General features: G+C 70.3%; 17 protein-coding genes. 11 read left to right on the top strand and 6 right to left on the bottom strand.

The features are described from left to right. Nucleotides 1-53: 53 nt before the first annotated feature. The 3 genes from EOW66_RS10360 to EOW66_RS10350 form a co-directional block, all read right to left on the bottom strand. A complete protein-coding gene (locus tag EOW66_RS10360; RefSeq protein WP_128156291.1) occupies nt 54-1,658 on the bottom strand; it encodes an ABC transporter substrate-binding protein in 1,605 nt (534 codons plus the stop codon). A gap of 171 nt (nt 1,659-1,829) precedes the next feature. After that, entirely contained in the window at nt 1,830-3,002 is a 1,173-nt protein-coding gene (locus EOW66_RS10355; protein WP_128156290.1) for a M24 family metallopeptidase, read from the bottom strand. 115 nt (nt 3,003-3,117) lie between these two features. Further along, nucleotides 3,118-3,582 (bottom strand): SAM-dependent methyltransferase, encoded by a 465-nt coding sequence (locus EOW66_RS10350; protein ID WP_128156289.1) that lies wholly within the window; start codon nt 3,580-3,582, stop codon nt 3,118-3,120. A 203-nt stretch (nt 3,583-3,785) separates the two neighbouring features. On the opposite strand from EOW66_RS10350, the gene EOW66_RS10345 reads away from it, so the two are divergent. The 7 genes from EOW66_RS10345 (at nt 3,786) to EOW66_RS10315 (ending at nt 9,524) form a co-directional block, all read left to right on the top strand. After that, entirely contained in the window at nt 3,786-4,934 is a 1,149-nt protein-coding gene (locus tag EOW66_RS10345; protein ID WP_128156403.1) for a CaiB/BaiF CoA transferase family protein, read from the top strand. Nucleotides 4,935-4,994: 60 nt separating this feature from the next. Next, nucleotides 4,995-6,122, top strand: coding sequence for an aminodeoxychorismate synthase component I (locus EOW66_RS10340; protein WP_239017554.1), 1,128 nt, complete (start codon nt 4,995-4,997; stop codon nt 6,120-6,122). After that, nucleotides 6,083-6,715, top strand: a complete 633-nt coding sequence (locus EOW66_RS10335; protein ID WP_338054859.1) for an aminotransferase class IV — start codon at nt 6,083-6,085, stop codon at nt 6,713-6,715. Before EOW66_RS10340 ends, EOW66_RS10335 begins: the two co-directional genes overlap by 40 nt. Nucleotides 6,716-6,783: 68 nt before the next feature. After that, on the top strand, nt 6,784-7,830 hold the full coding sequence (locus tag EOW66_RS10330) for an aldo/keto reductase (RefSeq protein WP_128156287.1): 1,047 nt from the start codon (nt 6,784-6,786) through the stop codon (nt 7,828-7,830). Beyond that, entirely contained in the window at nt 7,808-8,155 is a 348-nt protein-coding gene (locus tag EOW66_RS10325) for a hypothetical protein (RefSeq protein WP_128156286.1), read from the top strand. The genes EOW66_RS10330 and EOW66_RS10325 overlap by 23 nt, the downstream gene beginning before the upstream one ends. Continuing rightward, nucleotides 8,143-8,643 (top strand): lipocalin, encoded by a 501-nt coding sequence (locus tag EOW66_RS10320; RefSeq protein WP_128156285.1) that lies wholly within the window; start codon nt 8,143-8,145, stop codon nt 8,641-8,643. The genes EOW66_RS10325 and EOW66_RS10320 overlap by 13 nt, the downstream gene beginning before the upstream one ends. Further along, complete coding sequence (locus EOW66_RS10315; protein ID WP_128156284.1) at nt 8,643-9,524, top strand: DMT family transporter; 882 nt, start codon at nt 8,643-8,645, stop codon at nt 9,522-9,524. Before EOW66_RS10320 ends, EOW66_RS10315 begins: the two co-directional genes overlap by 1 nt. Here EOW66_RS10315 and EOW66_RS10310 read toward each other — a convergent pair. Beyond that, the gene (locus EOW66_RS10310) at nt 9,521-10,243 is read right to left on the bottom strand and encodes an NUDIX hydrolase (protein ID WP_128156283.1); all 723 of its coding nucleotides are present in this window, start codon (nt 10,241-10,243) and stop codon (nt 9,521-9,523) included. The genes EOW66_RS10315 and EOW66_RS10310 overlap by 4 nt on opposite strands. Continuing rightward, nucleotides 10,236-10,634 (bottom strand): DUF983 domain-containing protein, encoded by a 399-nt coding sequence (locus EOW66_RS10305; protein ID WP_128156282.1) that lies wholly within the window; start codon nt 10,632-10,634, stop codon nt 10,236-10,238. The genes EOW66_RS10310 and EOW66_RS10305 overlap by 8 nt, the downstream gene beginning before the upstream one ends. Before the next feature lie 190 nt (nt 10,635-10,824). Between EOW66_RS10305 and EOW66_RS10300 the strand changes: the two genes are divergently transcribed. From EOW66_RS10300 to EOW66_RS10285, 4 genes are all read left to right on the top strand, one after another. Next, nucleotides 10,825-11,622 carry an EF-hand domain-containing protein gene (locus EOW66_RS10300; RefSeq protein ID WP_128156281.1) on the top strand — a complete coding sequence of 266 codons (798 nt, stop codon included), beginning with the start codon at nt 10,825-10,827 and terminating at the stop codon, nt 11,620-11,622. Between the two features lie 93 nt (nt 11,623-11,715). Beyond that, complete coding sequence (locus EOW66_RS10295; RefSeq protein WP_128156280.1) at nt 11,716-12,300, top strand: RNA polymerase sigma factor; 585 nt, start codon at nt 11,716-11,718, stop codon at nt 12,298-12,300. Beyond that, a complete protein-coding gene (locus tag EOW66_RS10290; RefSeq protein ID WP_128156279.1) occupies nt 12,287-12,676 on the top strand; it encodes a dihydroorotate dehydrogenase in 390 nt (129 codons plus the stop codon). The genes EOW66_RS10295 and EOW66_RS10290 overlap by 14 nt, the downstream gene beginning before the upstream one ends. 17 nt (nt 12,677-12,693) lie before the next feature. Continuing rightward, nucleotides 12,694-13,239: a periplasmic heavy metal sensor gene (locus EOW66_RS10285; protein WP_164881093.1), complete on the top strand. Its 546-nt coding sequence runs from the start codon at nt 12,694-12,696 to the stop codon at nt 13,237-13,239. 36 nt (nt 13,240-13,275) lie between these two features. Here EOW66_RS10285 and EOW66_RS10280 read toward each other — a convergent pair whose 3' ends face one another. Further along, entirely contained in the window at nt 13,276-14,688 is a 1,413-nt protein-coding gene (locus EOW66_RS10280) for a diguanylate cyclase (RefSeq protein ID WP_128156277.1), read from the bottom strand. Nucleotides 14,689-14,726: the final 38 nt, after the last annotated feature.

The following is a 14,726-nucleotide window of genomic DNA, read 5'->3' as shown; positions in this document are numbered from 1 at the left end:
GGGCGCGCAAGGGGTGTGGCCCCTGCGCGCCCGCCTGTGGTTTCAGCCGAGGATCACTCGGTGATGTCGACGTTTTCGAAGGTGAAGTCGCCCAGCGGGCTCATCGTGAAGCCGGTCACGTCTTTGCGCATCGGCACGAACTGGGTCGAGTGCGCGAGCGTGTCCCACGGCGCCTGATCCTTGAAGATGACCTGCGCCTGCTCATAGAGCTTGGTGCGCTCGGCCACGTCCGAGGTCTTCTTGGCCTTCAGCAGCAGGTCCGAGAACTCCTCGTTGCACCAGAAGGCGCGGTTCGCGCCGCCGGTCTTGGCGCCGGCGCAGGACAGCAGCACCGACAGGAAGTTGTCCGGGTCGCCGTTGTCGCCGGTCCAGCCGAGGATGACGGCGCCGTCGCGGCCCTCTTCCATCGACTTCTTCAGGTATTCGCCCCATTCGTAGGAGACGATCTCGGCCTTGACGCCGACCTTGGCAAGGTCGGACTGCATCAGCTCGGCGGTGCGGCGCGCGTTCGGCATGTAGGGGCGCTGCACCGGCATCGCCCAGATCTTCATCGACAGATCCTTGACGCCGGCGTCCTCGAGCATCTTCTTCGCCGCTTCCGGATCGTAGACGTCGTCCTTGATCGCGTCGTTATAGGACCACATGGTCGGCGGGATCGGGTTCTTCGCTACCTGGCCGGCGCCCTGGAACACGGCGTCGATGATCGCCTGCTTGTTGATCGCCATGTTCAGCGCCTTGCGCACCTCGGGCTTGTCGAAGGGCGCGACGGTGGTGTTGTAGGCGAGATAGGCGACGTTCAGGCCCGGCAGCTCGTCAAGCTTGAGGTTCGGGTCGGCCTTGATCGTGGCGAGGTCGGCCGGCGCCGGGAACGGCATCAGCTGGCATTCGTTCGCCTTCAGCTTCTGCAGGCGCACCGAGGCGTCGGGGGTGATCGCGAAGACCAGATCGTCGATCTTCGGCGCGGTGCCCCAGTAGTCGGCGTTCTTCTGGTAGCGGATCACCGCATCCTTCTGATAGGCGACGAACTTGAACGGGCCGGTGCCGATCGGCTTGTTGTTGAAGTCTTCCTTGGTGCCGGCCTTGGCCAGCGTGTCGGCGTATTCCTGCGACACGATGCGCATGAAGGGCATCGCGAGGTTGGCGATGAACGGCGCCTCGGGGTGGGTCAGGGTGACCTTGACGGTCAGGTCATCGACCTTCTCGACCGATTTCACCAGATCGGGCATCTCCATCGAGGTGTAATACTCGTAGGTGATGCCGGGGATATATTCGTGCCACGGGTTCGCCGCGTCGCCCTGACGGACGAAGGAGAAGACGACGTCATCGGCGGTGAGCTCGCGGGTGGGGGTGAAGACGTCGTTCGACTGCCACTTCACGCCCTTGCGCAGGTGGAAGGTGTAGACGGTGCCGTCTTCCGAAACATCCCAGCTCTCGGCGAGCGCGGGCACGACCTCGGTGGTGCCGGGCTTGAACTCGACCAGGCCGTTGTAGACCGGATGCGCCGAGGCGTCGAAGGTGGTGCCGGCGGTGTAGGGCGCCGGGTCGAACCCTTCGGGCGAGGCCTCCGAGCAGTAGACGAAGGTCTTCGCCAGCGCCGGGGCCGCCGACATCAGCGCAAGCGCCGAGGCGGCCAGAAGGCTGCGGGAGAGGAGTTTCATGGGTGCTTCCTTTCACTCACTGTTGTTAGTGATTCGACGTGCCGTTGTGATCCGGCAGTTTTTTCAAGGCGTTGCGGGTGTTCTGCCGATGCTGCAAATTTGACCGCTCGTTCGAAAATCACAATATCGCGTTGCCGGTGCAATGGGCAACCTGACGTCAGTAAAGCCGATTCAGAACGGCGCGTCGAGTGTCGTCGCTGGCGGGCAGAACCAGTGCGGACCATCCTCGCCCATGTGCACGATATCCTCGAGCCGCACGCCGCACTCGCCATAGACGCACAGCATCGGCTCGATCGAGAACACCATGCCCGGGACAAGGGGCGTGGTGTTGCCGCGCACGATGAACGGGTCTTCGTGGATGTCGAGGCCAAGCCCGTGGCCGGTGCGGTGCGGCAGGCCGGGCACGGCATAGTCGGGGCCATAGCCGTCTGCGGCGAGCGCGGCGCGGGCGGCGGCATCGACCGCCTCGCAGGGCGTGCCGAGCTTGGCCGCCGCGAAGGCCGCGGCATGGGCGCGCCGCTCGGCCTCCCAGATCGCGCGCTGGCGCTCGGTCGGCGTGCCGAAGACATAGGTGCGGGTGATGTCCGAGCGATAGCCGTTCAGGATGCCGCCGAGGTCGACCAGAACCATGTCGCCCGCCTTCAGCACCTGCGGATAGGGCACGCCATGCGGATAGGCCGTCGCCTCGCCGAACTGCACCGCGACGAAAAGCGGGGCGAGCCCCATCCGGCGATGCGCCTCATCGACGAAATCGCACAGCTCGGTGGTGGTGAGCCCCGGGCGCAGCAGGTCATGCACGGTCTTCTGCAGCCGCCAGCTCGCGTCCATCGCGGTCTGGATGATCGCGATCTCGGCCGCCGATTTCACCTGCCGCTGCGCCGCGATCATCGCCTCGGCCGGCACCACCGCCCCCGCCATCGCCGCGCTCAGCCGGCCGGCGAAGCGGAACGGCGTCGCCGGATCGAGCGCCAGCCCCGCGCCGGGGGCGGCGAGCTCGGCCAGCCGGGTGCCGATCATCGCGCAGGGGTCTTCGTGCTCTTCCCAGGGCAGGATCTCGCCGCCGATGCGCAGCATCGTCTCGAGCTTCGGCACCTCGAACTGCGGGCTGACATAGATCGGCGCGCCCGTGGCCGGGATCAGCGCGCCGTGCACGCGTTCCGACAGCCCGATCGACAGCCCGGTATAGTAGCGCAGCGAGGACGAGGCATCGAGCCAGGCGGCCTTCACCCCCTCGGCGCGCAGCCGCGCCTGCAGCCCCGCCAGCCGCGTCGCCAGCTCGTCATCGCCGATCGGCGGCGCGCTGACCTTCTCGAAACCGTCGAGAGCCTTGTCGAAATCATCCATCATCCACGTCCTTCTTCCGGCCGCGGCAGGTGTCCTGACCCGCCCGCGGCTTACGCGCGCGAGGATGGGCCTTCGCCGGGCGTTGGTCCAGCCCCGGCGGAAACCGGCCGCGGGATCAGGCGGATGGGCGGTCGCGGAAGACGGGCTTGATGTCGAGAAGCGGCGTGCCGTCGCGACAGTCGAGCCCGCGCACGCTCAGCACCGGCCCGTCAAGTGCCAGCAGCACGACGTCGGAGGAGGCGATCGGGTTCGGCCGCACCGGCGAGCGCAGCGCGAAGGTGCCGCGCAGCCCGTCGGTGCGGTGCGCGCGCTGCGTCACCAGGTCGCGCCGGCTCTCGTCGAGCCAGTAGAGGATCTGCAACCGCTGCCCGGGCTCGAGCCCGGCGAGCGCCGGCTGCCAGCGCGGATCGAGCGCGATCCGGCAGACGGGTCCCGCCTCGGCATCGCCGCGGTGCGGGCAGTCGGCGCGGGTGGGCCAGGGGGTGTGAATGCGGCCGATGAAGTAAAGCCCGGCGTCGAAGCCCGCGGGCAGCGTGGTCTTTTCCTCGCCCGGGCGGATGCCCGGCTCCGTCTGCGTCATGTCCGCCTCCGCGACTCGATCCGGTCCCGTGCGAGGATCGCGCCGGGCGCTGCCGCGGGCAAGGCGGGGCGTTGCGGCGCCGATCCATGCGTTTTATGCATGATGTGCCGCGGAAAGAGCGGTCGAACCCCGGACCCGGCGGCGCTAGGTAGGGGCGGGATGCCGCGACGGCATCGCGACGCAGACGGGAGAGCGGAATGGAGATGCGGGCAGAGGCGCCGTTGCGGGGCCTCAAGGTGGTGGAGCTGGCGCGGATCCTGGCGGGGCCGTGGATCGGGCAGGTGCTGTCGGACCTCGGCGCCGAGGTGATCAAGGTCGAGGCGCCCGAGGGCGACGACACCCGCCGCTGGGGCCCGCCCTTCGTCGAGCGCCCGCGCCCCGATGGCACGACCGAGACGGTGGCGGCCTATTACCATGCGGCGAACCGCGGCAAGCGTTCGGTCACCTGCGACTTCTCGAACCCGGAAGACTTGAAGAAGGTCAAGGGCTTGATCGCCGAAGCTGATGTTCTGCTCGAAAACTTCAAAGTGGGCGGGCTGGCGAAATTCGGCCTCGATTACGCCAGTTGCGCGGCGCTGAACCCGCGCCTCATCTATGCCTCTGTCACCGGCTTTGGCCAGACCGGGCCGCGGGCGAAACAGCCGGGCTATGACTTCCTCGTGCAGGGCATGTGCGGGATCATGGACCTGACCGGCGCGAAGGGCGGCGAGCCGCAGAAGGTCGGCGTCGCCTGGATCGACATCTTCACCGGGCTTTACGGGGTGATCGGCGTGCAGGCGGCGCTGGCCGAGCGCGAACGCTCGGGCAAGGGGCAGCATGTCGACCTGTCGCTCCTCGATGTCGGCGTTGGCGTGCTGGCGAACCAGGCGATGAACTATCTGCTCGGCGGCGTGGTGCCGCACCGGCTCGGCAATGCCCATCCCTCGATCGTGCCCTATTCGGTCTTCCCCTCGGCAGACGGGCATTTCATCATCGCCTGCGGCAATGACCGGCAGTTCCGTGCGCTGTGCGGCATTCTGGGGATGAGCGACTGCGACGATCCCGATTTCGCCACCAACCCGGCCCGGGTGGTGCACCGTGACGAGATCTGCGCCCGCATCGCCGCGCGCACCGCGCTGCGCCCGAAGGCCGAGCTGATCGCGGCGATGGAGGCGGCGGGCGTGCCCGGCGGGCCGATCAACGACGTCTCCGAGGCGCTGGCCGAGCCGCAGGTGACGGCGCGGGCCATGCAGATCGCGCCCGAGGGCATCGCCGGTCTGCGCACGCCGATCGTCTTCTCGCGCTCGCCGCTGGCACTCGATCATGCAAGCCCCGCGCTCGGTGACGGGGAATGGCACTTTTCCGTCGGTTGAGGCGTTGCACTTGCGGCCCGGCCCCCGCATATCTCGCGCGACCAAGCGCGTGAGGGGCCGGTGGCCGGGGAACTGAGTTTCGAATTCGATCGGGGGCCGGGCGGGGCGGGCGCGCGCTTTGCCGCGCCGCGCCGGGTGATCCGGGCCGAGACGCCCGAGGAGCTTGCCGCGGCCTTCGAGGCGATCGAGCGGGCGCGGGCGGACGGGCTGTGGCTGGCGGGCGTGTTCAGCTATGAGCTGGGCTATTGCCTGACCGGGCGGCTCGCGCCGCTGCTGCCCGCGAACCGCACGCTGCCGCTTTTGCTGGTCGGGGCCTATGACGCGCCCGGGCGCCCGCGCCCGGCGGTCGAGCCGGCGGCCGAGGTGCCGGCCTTCACCCCGGCGATCACGCCCGCGGCCTATGCGGCGGCCTTCGACCGGGTGCAGGCGTATATCTCGGCGGGCGATGTCTATCAGATCAACCTGACCTTCCCGTTGCACGCGCCCTGCGCCACCGATCCGCGCGCGCTTTATGCCCGGTTGCAGGCCACACAGCCGGTGGGCCATGGCTGTCTGGTCGAGGCGGAAGATTTCGCGCTGCTGTCGCGCTCGCCCGAGCTCTTCTTCGCCGTCGATGCGCGGGGCCGGGCCGAGGTGCGGCCGATGAAGGGCACGGTGGCGCGCGGCGCGACGCCCGAGGCCGACCGGGCCGCGGCGGAGTGGCTGCGCGGCTCGGAGAAGAACCGGGCCGAGAACCTGATGATCGTCGATCTGCTGCGCAACGACCTGAGCCGGATCGCGCATCCGGGCACGGTAAAGGTGCCGCGGCTGTTCGAGATCGAAAGCTATGCGACGGTGCATCAGATGACCTCGACCGTCACCGCGGATCTGGTCGAAAATCTCGACTTTGCAAGGATTTGCGCGGCACTCTTCCCATGCGGGTCGGTGACCGGCGCGCCGAAAATCCGGGCGATGGAGATCATCCGCGAGCTCGAGACCGGCCCGCGCGGCGCCTATTGCGGGGCGATCGGCTGGATCGCGCCCTCGGGGGCGATGGCGTTCAACGTGGCGATCCGCACCCTGACGCTGCGGGATGGGCAGGCGGTGCTGAATGTCGGCGGCGGCGTGGTGCATGACAGCCGCGGCCCCGAGGAATGGGAGGAAGCGCTGTGCAAGGCGGCCTTCGTGAACGCGCCCCTGCCGGGCTGAGGCTGATCGAGACGCTTCGCTGGGAGCCCGCGACCGGCGCCGCGCGCCGCGCGCGCCATCTGGCGCGGCTCGATGCCGGCTGTGCGGCGCTTGGCATCGCGCGGCTGCCGGGCGAGGCCGAGGCGCTGCTCGATGCCGTGACCGGGCCGGCGGCCCTGCGGCTGCGGCTGACGGTGGGGCTCGATGGCCGGGCAGAGCTGACGCAGGCGCCCTTGCCGCCGGCGAAACCGCTCTGGCGCGCGGCGATTGCGCCGGCGCGGGTCGACAGCGCCTCGCCCTGGCTGCGGCTGAAGACGACCGAGCGGGCGCTTTATGACACCGCCCGCGCGGCGCTGCCCGAGGGAGTGGACGAGCTGATCTTCCTCAACGAGCGGGGCGAGCTGGCCGAGGGCACGATCACCAATCTCTTCGTCGCGCGCGGCGATGGGCTGCTGACCCCGCCCTTGGCCGCGGGCTGTCTGCCCGGCGTGCTGCGCGCCGAGCTGCTGGCCGAGGGCCGCGCGCGCGAGGCGACGCTGCATCCCGAAGACCTGAGCGAGGGGCTTTTTCTCGGCAATGCGTTGCGTGGGCTGATCCCGGCCACGCTTGCGTGAGGCCCTTTTCTCTGCAGGCGCACTGTGGCACGGTCGCGCCCGCGAACGAGGGCAAGCAGGAGAACAAGATGCGCAAGCTGGAACTGGGCCGGACCGGGGTGATGGTGTCGGAAATCTGCCTTGGCTCGATGACCTGGGGCACGCAGAACACCGAGGCCGAGGGCCACGCCCAGATCGACCGCGCGCTCGACCGCGGCGTCACCTTCATCGACACCGCCGAGATGTATCCGGTCAACCCGGTCAGCGCCGAGACCGTCGGCCGCACCGAGGAAATCATCGGCAGCTGGTTCGCGAAGACCGGCCGGCGCGATGAAGTGGTGCTGGCGAGCAAGGTCTCGGGCATCGGGCTGAAGGCGGTGCGCGACGGCGACCCGATCACCCCCGCCTCGATCCGCACCGCGATCGAGGGCAGCCTGCGCCGCCTGCAGACCGAGTATATCGACGTCTACCAGTTCCACTGGCCGAACCGCGGCAGCTATCACTTCCGCCAGAACTGGGGCTTCAACGCCGCCAGACAGCCGTCGAAAGCGGCGATCGAGGCCGACATGATCGCCTGTCTCGAAACGCTTCAGGCGCTGGTGGCGGAAGGCAAGATCCGCCATTTCGGCCTGTCGAACGAAAGCGCCTGGGGCACCGCGGAATGGCTGCGGCTGGCGGGCGAGGGCCACGGGCCGCGCGTTGCCACGATCCAGAACGAATATTCGCTGATGTGCCGGCTTTACGACCTCGACATGGCCGAGGTCGGCGTGCACGAGGCGGTGACGCTGCTCGCCTATTCGCCGCTCGCGGTGGGGATGCTGAGCGGCAAATACTCGGGCGGCGCCGTGCCGGCGGGCTCGCGCCGGTCGATCGTGCGCGAGCTCGGCGGGCGCTCGAATGCGCGTGCCTTCGAGATTGCCGATCTCTACGTCGACATCGCGCGCGAGGCGGGGCTTGATCCGGTGACGATGGCGATCGCCTGGGTGATGGGCCGGCCCTTCCCGGTGGTGCCGATCATCGGCGCGACCTCGGTCGAACAGCTCGACAAGTCGCTTGATGCCGCCGGGACGGTGCTGCCGGCCGAGGTGCTGACAGCGATCGAAAGGGTGCATCATGCGCATCCGATGCCGTTCTGAGCTGGCGGCGCTGGCGCTTCTTCTGCTTGCCGCCTGCAAACCCGGGGGCGAGCGCGCCGCAGCGCCGCTGCCGCCGGTGGGCGAGGCGAAGGTCGCGCTGGAACGGGCGGCCTGCGTCAAGCGCGGCGGCGACTGGATCAGCCGTGGCGATGCGCAGCTCTGCGCGACCCGCACCCGCGACAACGGCAAGGCCTGCCGCACCGCCTCCGACTGCCAGGGGGCGTGCCTTGCGCGCTCCCAGACCTGTGCGCCGGTGACCCCGCTCACCGGCTGCAATGATATCATCACCTCCGTGGGATTGCGTGTGACCGAATGCGTCAACTGATCTGGGCCGCGCTGCTGGCCCTTGCCGCCTGTGCGGCGAAACCTGCCCCCGAACCCGTGTCGCTGCGCGATCCGAAGGGCTGGATCTCTTCCGCCGTGATCTTCGATCCGGCGCGCTTCGGCGGCACCTGGCATGTCGCGCAAAGCGGCGTTCCGGGCTGCGCCGGGGCAAGGCAGGACTGGGCCTGGACCGGCACCGGCTATGCGCTGTCGGGCGTGGACTGCTCGGGCACCAAGCCGCGCCGGCTCGAGGGGCGGCTTGCGATGACCGGGCCCGGCGCGCGGTTCACCCCGACCGAGGCCTTCGGCAAGGAGCCGGTCTGGCTGCTCTGGGTCGATCAGGATTACCGTATCGCGGTGCTGGGCACGCCGTCCGGTCACTTCGGCCAGGTGCTGGTGCGCGAGATGCCGGGGCGGGGCGATCTGATGACCGCGGCGCATGAGGTTCTCGACTTCAACAGCTACGACACCCGGCGGATCGGCCGCTGATGCTCTGGATCTGGGTGACGCTTGCCGCGGCGGCGGTGCAGACGGCGCGCTTCATGCTGCAAAAGCGGCTGGCGGGCGGGGGGCTTTCGACCGGCGGCGCGACCTTCTCGCGCTTCCTCTTCGGCGCGCCGATCGCGGTCGTTGCGGCGGTGCTGACGCTCGCGCTGAGCGGGCCGGTGCCGCTGCCGGGCGGCCGCTTTGCCGCCTTCGTCGCGCTTGGCGGCGCGGCGCAGGTGGCGGGCACCTTCCTCACCGTGGCGCTGTTCCAGCTGCGCAACTTTGCCGTCGGCGTCGCCTTCACCAAGACCGAGACGGTGCAGGTCGCGCTGTTCTCGGCGCTGATCCTCGGCGAGGGGGTGAGCGGGCCCGGCTGGCTTGCGATCGCCATCGGGCTGTGCGGCGTGCTGCTTTTGTCGCGCGCGCCGAAGGGCGGGTTCTCGCCGCGCGCCACGGTCTATGGCGTCCTTGCGGGCGGGCTCTTTGGCCTCAGCTCGATCTTCTACCGCGGCGCCACGCTCGAGCTGATGCCGGCGGCGGCCTTTGCTCGCGCCGTCGTCACGCTCGCCTGCGTCACCACGGTGCAGGCGCTTGGCATGGCGCTCTATCTGCGGCTGCGCGAACCCGGAGAGCTGGGCCGGGTGGTCGGCGCCTGGCACCGCACCGTCTGGGTCGGGGTGACGGGGGTGGCGGGCTCGGCCGGCTGGTTCACCGCCTTCGCGCTGCAAAACGCCGCCTATGTCCGCGCCTTCGGCCAGGTCGAGATCGTCTTCACCCTGCTCGTCTCGGCGCTGGTCTTCCGCGAGCGGCTGAGCGCGCGCGAGGGCGCGGGGATCGCCCTCGTCATCGGCTCGCTGCTGCTTCTGGTGCTGACGGGCCGCTAGTCGAGGCGCGCAAAGACCGAGCGCGGCCCGCGGTTGTCAAAGAACGGCACCGCGAGCGGCGCCCGCCCGCCCGCGGTCTCGGCCAGATGCGCCTGCACCTCGGCCAGAACGACCTCGGTGATGAACGGCAGGTTCAGCTGCCGCGCCTCGGCCATCGGCACCCAGTGCAGGTGGCTCAGCTCGTCGCAGGCGCGCGAGAAATCGTCGGGGTCCGAGGCGATCTGCGCTGCATCGACGAGGAAGAAGCGTGCGTCGAAGCGGCGCGGCCGGCCGGGTGGGGTGATCGCGCGGAAGACGAAGCTGAGTGCCGCGGCCGAGGGCAGGTGGCCGGTCTCGGCAAAGCCCTGCCAGTCGGTGGGCACATCGCCGCTCCAGCGCCCCGGCGTGCCGAGGACGAGGCCGGTCTCTTCCCACAGCTCGCGGATCGCGGCGACGGCGAGGGCCGGGCCGATGCCCGCGGGGGCATTCAGCGTCAGCCGGCGCGCCGAGGCCTCGGGCAGCGGCGCGGCAAGCGCGATGGTGGCATCGCCGCGGTCGAGGGCGCCGCCCGGGAAGACGTATTTCGACGGCATGAAGGCCGCCCCCGCGCCGCGCATCCCCATCAGCACCGCGGGCCCGCCGGGCGCGTCGCGGCGCACGACGAGCACTGTTGCCGCATCGCGCAGGGCGGTCTTGTCGACGGGCTGTTCGGCGGGCTGTTCGGCGGCGGTCTCAGTCATGGTTGGGCTCTTCCTCTCCGAATCCGTGCATCCGCCGCGACCACTGGATCGCGACCATCATTCCCTTCATCCGCGGCAAGAGCGCCAGCGACAGCGCCACGCAGCCGGTGGCGAAGATCGCGATCATCACCAGTGGCGGCGGCCGGAAGGCGATGAAGACCCACAGGATCATCGGCGCCATCAGATGCCCGACGATCAGGATCGTCAGATAGGCCGGTCCGTCATCGGCGCGCTGCGCGGTGAAATCCTCGCCGCAGGCGGGGCAGGCGGGACGCACCGTCAGATAGCCCGTGAGCAGCCGGCCCTGCCCGCAGGCCGGGCAACGGCACAGCAGCCCCCGCGCGATCGCACGGCCGAGCGGCCGGTCGTCTTCCTCGATAAAGGTCTCCATCGCGCGTCCTCCCCTCCGCGTTTTCTCCGTTATCGGCTGAAAGCGGCGTGCGGGGAAGCGCGAATGTCGGCGCCCCGTCGGGGCGGGCGTGGTCACGGATGCGCGAGCGGCGACGGAACCGCGGGGCTGCGGCGTTTGTCTGGTATCGGCGGCCGGGAGAGAGGGTCGCGTGCGAAAGCAGGAGAGAGAGATGAAACCGATGTTCAAGACGACGATCCTGGCCGGGCTTCTCGCCGGTGTGGCGCTTGGTGCCGCGGTGCCGGTCATGGCGCAGCAATCGCCCACGCCGCAGGCCCGGGTGCAGGACGGCACCGGCCCGGTCGGGCAGGGTCCGATGGGGCCGGGCAACGGCAATGGCCCGATGATGGGCAATGGCGGCCCCGGTCAGGGCCCGATGATGGGGCAGGGCTATGGTCCGGGCGGGCAGGGCGGGCCGATGATGGCCGATGACGCGCCGCTGGGCGGGGCCTGGCCGCGCATCGACCTGAAGCGGTTCGACGCGAACGGCGACGGCAAGATCAGCCTCGACGAGATCCAGGCGGGCCGCAAGGCCGAGGCCGCGGCGCTCGATGCGAACGGCGACGGCAAGCTCAGCGCCGACGAGCTGGTGGCGGGCGAGATGCGCCGGATCCAGACCCGCGTCGAGGCCCGGGTGAAGGCGCGGATCGAGGCGCTCGACACCGATGGCGATGGCATGCTCTCGGCCGCGGAACTGGCGATGCCGCCGGCACCCAGCCGGATGTTCGAGCGTTTCGATGCCAATAACGACGGCGTGCTGAGCGACGACGAGCTTGCGGCGGCGCGGCCGATGATGCAGCCGGGGCAGGGCCGGATCGGGCTGCGGGGCGAGCGCATGGGCCGCGGCGGCTATGATTGCGACCTGCGCGGCGGTCGCGGCGACTGGGGTGGCCGGGGCGGCATGATGGGCGGGCAGAACGGCCCGCGCGACGGCAGCGGCCCGCGCTGGATGCCGCAGCAGGACAACTGAGCGGCACGAAATCCCCGGCCCCGGGGCTGACCCGGGGCCGGAGGCCTGACGGAAATTGCGCAGGTCATGGTTTCACGCTAGGCGTGGGGAAGCATGAACATGGCACTCGACGCGCTGGATGATGTCTCGGACGAGACCTTGCTGGTCCTCTATGGCAATGGGGACCGGGCGGCTGCGCGCCTGTTGACGTTGCGGATGGGCCCGCTGGCCTTCCGGGTCGCGCAGCGGATGCTGGGCGACCGGGCCGAGGCCGAGGATCTGGCGCAGGAAGCCCTGCTGCGGCTTTGGAAGATTGCCCCCGAGTGGCGGACGGGCGAGGCGAAGGTTACGACCTGGCTTTACCGGGTGGTGACGAATCTGGCGACCGACCGGCTGCGCCGGCGCAGGGGCATCGGCCTCGACGAGGCGCCCGAGCTGCCCGACTGCGCCGCTTCGGCGGTCGAGCAGATGATCGACGGGGATCGCGCGGCGGCGCTCGAGGCGGCGCTGGCGCAGCTGCCGGCGCGACAGCGCCAGGCGGTGGTGCTGCGCCATCTCGAAGGGCTGTCGAATCCCGAGATCTCGGCAGCGATGGAAATCGGCGTGGAGGCCGTAGAAAGCTTGACGGCCCGTGGAAAGCGGGCGCTGGCGGCGATCCTGGCCGGCCGGCGAGAGGAACTGGGGTATGGCCATGACTGAGATGCGCAAGGACGATGACACGGCGCTGGATCTCTTCTTCGCCGAGGCGCGGCAGAGCGCGCCCGAGCCGTCGGCGGTGTTCCTGGGCCGGATTCTCGCACAGGCCGAGGGGGTGCAGGCGGGCTTTTGCGCCGCACCGGTGCAGCCCGCGGTGCGGCGTGGCGTGCGGCCCGGCGGGCTGGGCATGCTGCTTGCGCTGCTCGGGGGCTGGGGCGGGATCGGCGGCATGGCGACGGCGGCGGTGGCAGGCGTCTGGATCGGCTTTGCGGGCTCGGACACGGTCGCCCAGGTCGCGGGCTATGCGACGACGACCGAGACCGCGACGGCGAGCGCGCTGCTTGCCGATGGCGATATCCTTGCCCTGGCGGCGGAATGAAGGGCGAGGAGGGCACGATGACGGAAGCGAATACCTCTGTGGGCGGCCAGAAGCCGGCGATGAAGGGCTGGGTCAAGGCGGTCTTCATCCTCTCGGTCACGCTGAACCTGCTGGTGGCCGGGGTTGTCGTCGGCGGCTTTCTGGCCACCGAGCGGCACCCGCCGCGGCCGCCGGTGGGCGACGTCACCCTCGGCCCGCTGGGCGATGCCTTCTCGCGCGAGGATCGTGACGCGATGCGCCGCGCGGCCGAGCGTTCGGGGACCGATTTCGGCTCCATGCGCAAGGCCTTTCGCGCCGACATGGACCGGCTGATTGCGGCGCTGAGTGCCGATCCCTGGGACGAGGCGGCGGTGCGCGACGCGCTTGCCGGGATGCGGGCGCGCACGCTGCGGCGGATGGAGCTCGGCGAGCAGGTGATGCTCGACCGGCTCGAGACAATGACGCCCGCGGACCGTCGCGCCTATGCCGAACGGCTGCGCGAGCGCACCGAGCGGATGGATCGCCGCATCGGCCCGCCGGGGGACGGCCGGCAGATGCCGCCGCCGCCGCCTCCGGAGGAGTGAGCGCGGCGGCCGGGCAGCGGCCGCGGTCCGGGCCTCTCAGGCCGCAGCATCGTGGCGGAAGACGCGCACCTGGTTGCGCCCGCCGGCCTTCGAGCCGAGCAGCGCCCGGTCGGCGCGGGCGATCAGCGCCTCGACGGGCGCGCTGTCGGCAAGCGGATCGCACAGCGCCAGGCCGATCGAGGCGGTGATCTGGATCGCGCGCGGCTCGGTCTCGCCCTCGGGCAGCTCGATCGGCGCCTCGGAAATCGCCTGGCACAGCCGTTCGGCCGAAGCCTGTGCCGCCTCCGGCCCGGTTTCGGGCAGCGCCACCAGAAATTCCTCGCCGCCGATGCGGGCGAGCAGGTCGACCTGGCGCAGCTGGGCGCGCAGCCGCTGCGCCACCTCGACCAGAACCGCATCCCCCGCCGCATGGCCCCAGGTGTCGTTCACCGACTTGAAGCGGTCGAGGTCGAGCGCCATCACCGCGAAGGGCCGGCCGGTGCTGCGCGCCCGTTCGGCCAGCCGCGCCAGCTGCGACATCGCGTAGCGGCGGTTGTGCAGCCCGGTCAGCGGATCGGTCATCGCCAGCCGCAGCCCGTCGGTCAGGTGGTCGCGCAGCCGTTCGTGCCGGTGCTTGCGGGCAAGCGCGCGGTCCAGCCGCAGGGCCGCCTCCTGCGCGGCGAAGGGGGCCCCCATCACTTCGGGCAGAAGGTCCGCGGCGCCAAGGTCGAGCGCCATTGCTGCGCTGTCGCTGGCGCCTTCGGGCAGCGCGATGCAGATCACCGCATCGCGCGAGCGGGCGCGGGAGCGCAACTCCGACATCAGTCGCAGCCCGTCGCCCGGGCGACCGAGATCGGCCGAGATCACATAGGCGTCATAGCCCTGTGCCACGGCGCCATTGCCGAGCGCATCTTCGCGCGCCACCACCACGGCGCTGGCGGTGCCCAGATGATGCGCAAGACAGCGCTTCCAGTTGCGCGCCTCGTCCCGGGTGCAGCCGATCAGGGCGATGCGGGAGCGGGTCTCGAAGAGGGCGGGACCCTCGGCGAAGCCGAGATCGCGGAAGGTGCGCTCGCGCAGCGTCAGTTCCTGCTCGGTCTCGCGCAGGCGCAGCAGGCTGCGCAGCCGGGCGAGCAGGAGCTGCTCGTCGAGCGGTTTCATCAGGTGGTCGGCGGCGCCGGCCCGCAGCGCCTCGAGGCGGGTGCGCGGGTCGGGGAAGGCGGTGATCATCAGCACCGGGATCGCGGCGGTGGCCGGGTCGGCCTTCAGCCGCCTCAGCACCTCGAGCCCGCTCATGTCCGGCAGCTGCACGTCGAGCAAGATCAGATCGGGCGCGTATTGACCGACAAGGCGCAAAGCCTCGGCGCCCGAACCGGCCTGCATCGTCTCGTAGCGCGCTGCGGAGAGCTTCACCTTGAGAACGATCCGGTTGGTCGCTACATCGTCCACGATCAGGATGCGTCCTGCCATGGCCCCGTGCGCTCCTTCAGCTATGCTCGACTGTCTGC

It is taken from the genome of Paenirhodobacter huangdaonensis (genome assembly GCF_004022465.1).
GTDB lineage: Bacteria > Pseudomonadota > Alphaproteobacteria > Rhodobacterales > Rhodobacteraceae > Rhodobacter > Rhodobacter huangdaonensis.
This window is presented reverse-complemented; position numbering and strand designations above follow the sequence as displayed.

Coding starts and splice junctions, on each gene's coding strand:
- EOW66_RS10280 (WP_128156277.1), bottom strand. CDS start 14,688: ATGGCAGGACGCATCCTGATCGTGGACGATGTAGCGACCAACCGGATC.
- EOW66_RS10300 (WP_128156281.1), top strand. CDS start 10,825: ATGAAACCGATGTTCAAGACGACGATCCTGGCCGGGCTTCTCGCCGGT.
- EOW66_RS10330 (WP_128156287.1), top strand. CDS start 6,784: ATGCGCAAGCTGGAACTGGGCCGGACCGGGGTGATGGTGTCGGAAATC.
- EOW66_RS10315 (WP_128156284.1), top strand. CDS start 8,643: ATGCTCTGGATCTGGGTGACGCTTGCCGCGGCGGCGGTGCAGACGGCG.
- EOW66_RS10345 (WP_128156403.1), top strand. CDS start 3,786: ATGCGGGCAGAGGCGCCGTTGCGGGGCCTCAAGGTGGTGGAGCTGGCG.
- EOW66_RS10285 (WP_164881093.1), top strand. CDS start 12,694: ATGACGGAAGCGAATACCTCTGTGGGCGGCCAGAAGCCGGCGATGAAG.
- EOW66_RS10320 (WP_128156285.1), top strand. CDS start 8,143: ATGCGTCAACTGATCTGGGCCGCGCTGCTGGCCCTTGCCGCCTGTGCG.
- EOW66_RS10325 (WP_128156286.1), top strand. CDS start 7,808: ATGCGCATCCGATGCCGTTCTGAGCTGGCGGCGCTGGCGCTTCTTCTG.
- EOW66_RS10355 (WP_128156290.1), bottom strand. CDS start 3,002: ATGGATGATTTCGACAAGGCTCTCGACGGTTTCGAGAAGGTCAGCGCG.
- EOW66_RS10295 (WP_128156280.1), top strand. CDS start 11,716: ATGAACATGGCACTCGACGCGCTGGATGATGTCTCGGACGAGACCTTG.
- EOW66_RS10310 (WP_128156283.1), bottom strand. CDS start 10,243: ATGACTGAGACCGCCGCCGAACAGCCCGCCGAACAGCCCGTCGACAAG.
- EOW66_RS10305 (WP_128156282.1), bottom strand. CDS start 10,634: ATGGAGACCTTTATCGAGGAAGACGACCGGCCGCTCGGCCGTGCGATC.
- EOW66_RS10290 (WP_128156279.1), top strand. CDS start 12,287: ATGGCCATGACTGAGATGCGCAAGGACGATGACACGGCGCTGGATCTC.
- EOW66_RS10350 (WP_128156289.1), bottom strand. CDS start 3,582: ATGACGCAGACGGAGCCGGGCATCCGCCCGGGCGAGGAAAAGACCACG.
- EOW66_RS10360 (WP_128156291.1), bottom strand. CDS start 1,658: ATGAAACTCCTCTCCCGCAGCCTTCTGGCCGCCTCGGCGCTTGCGCTG.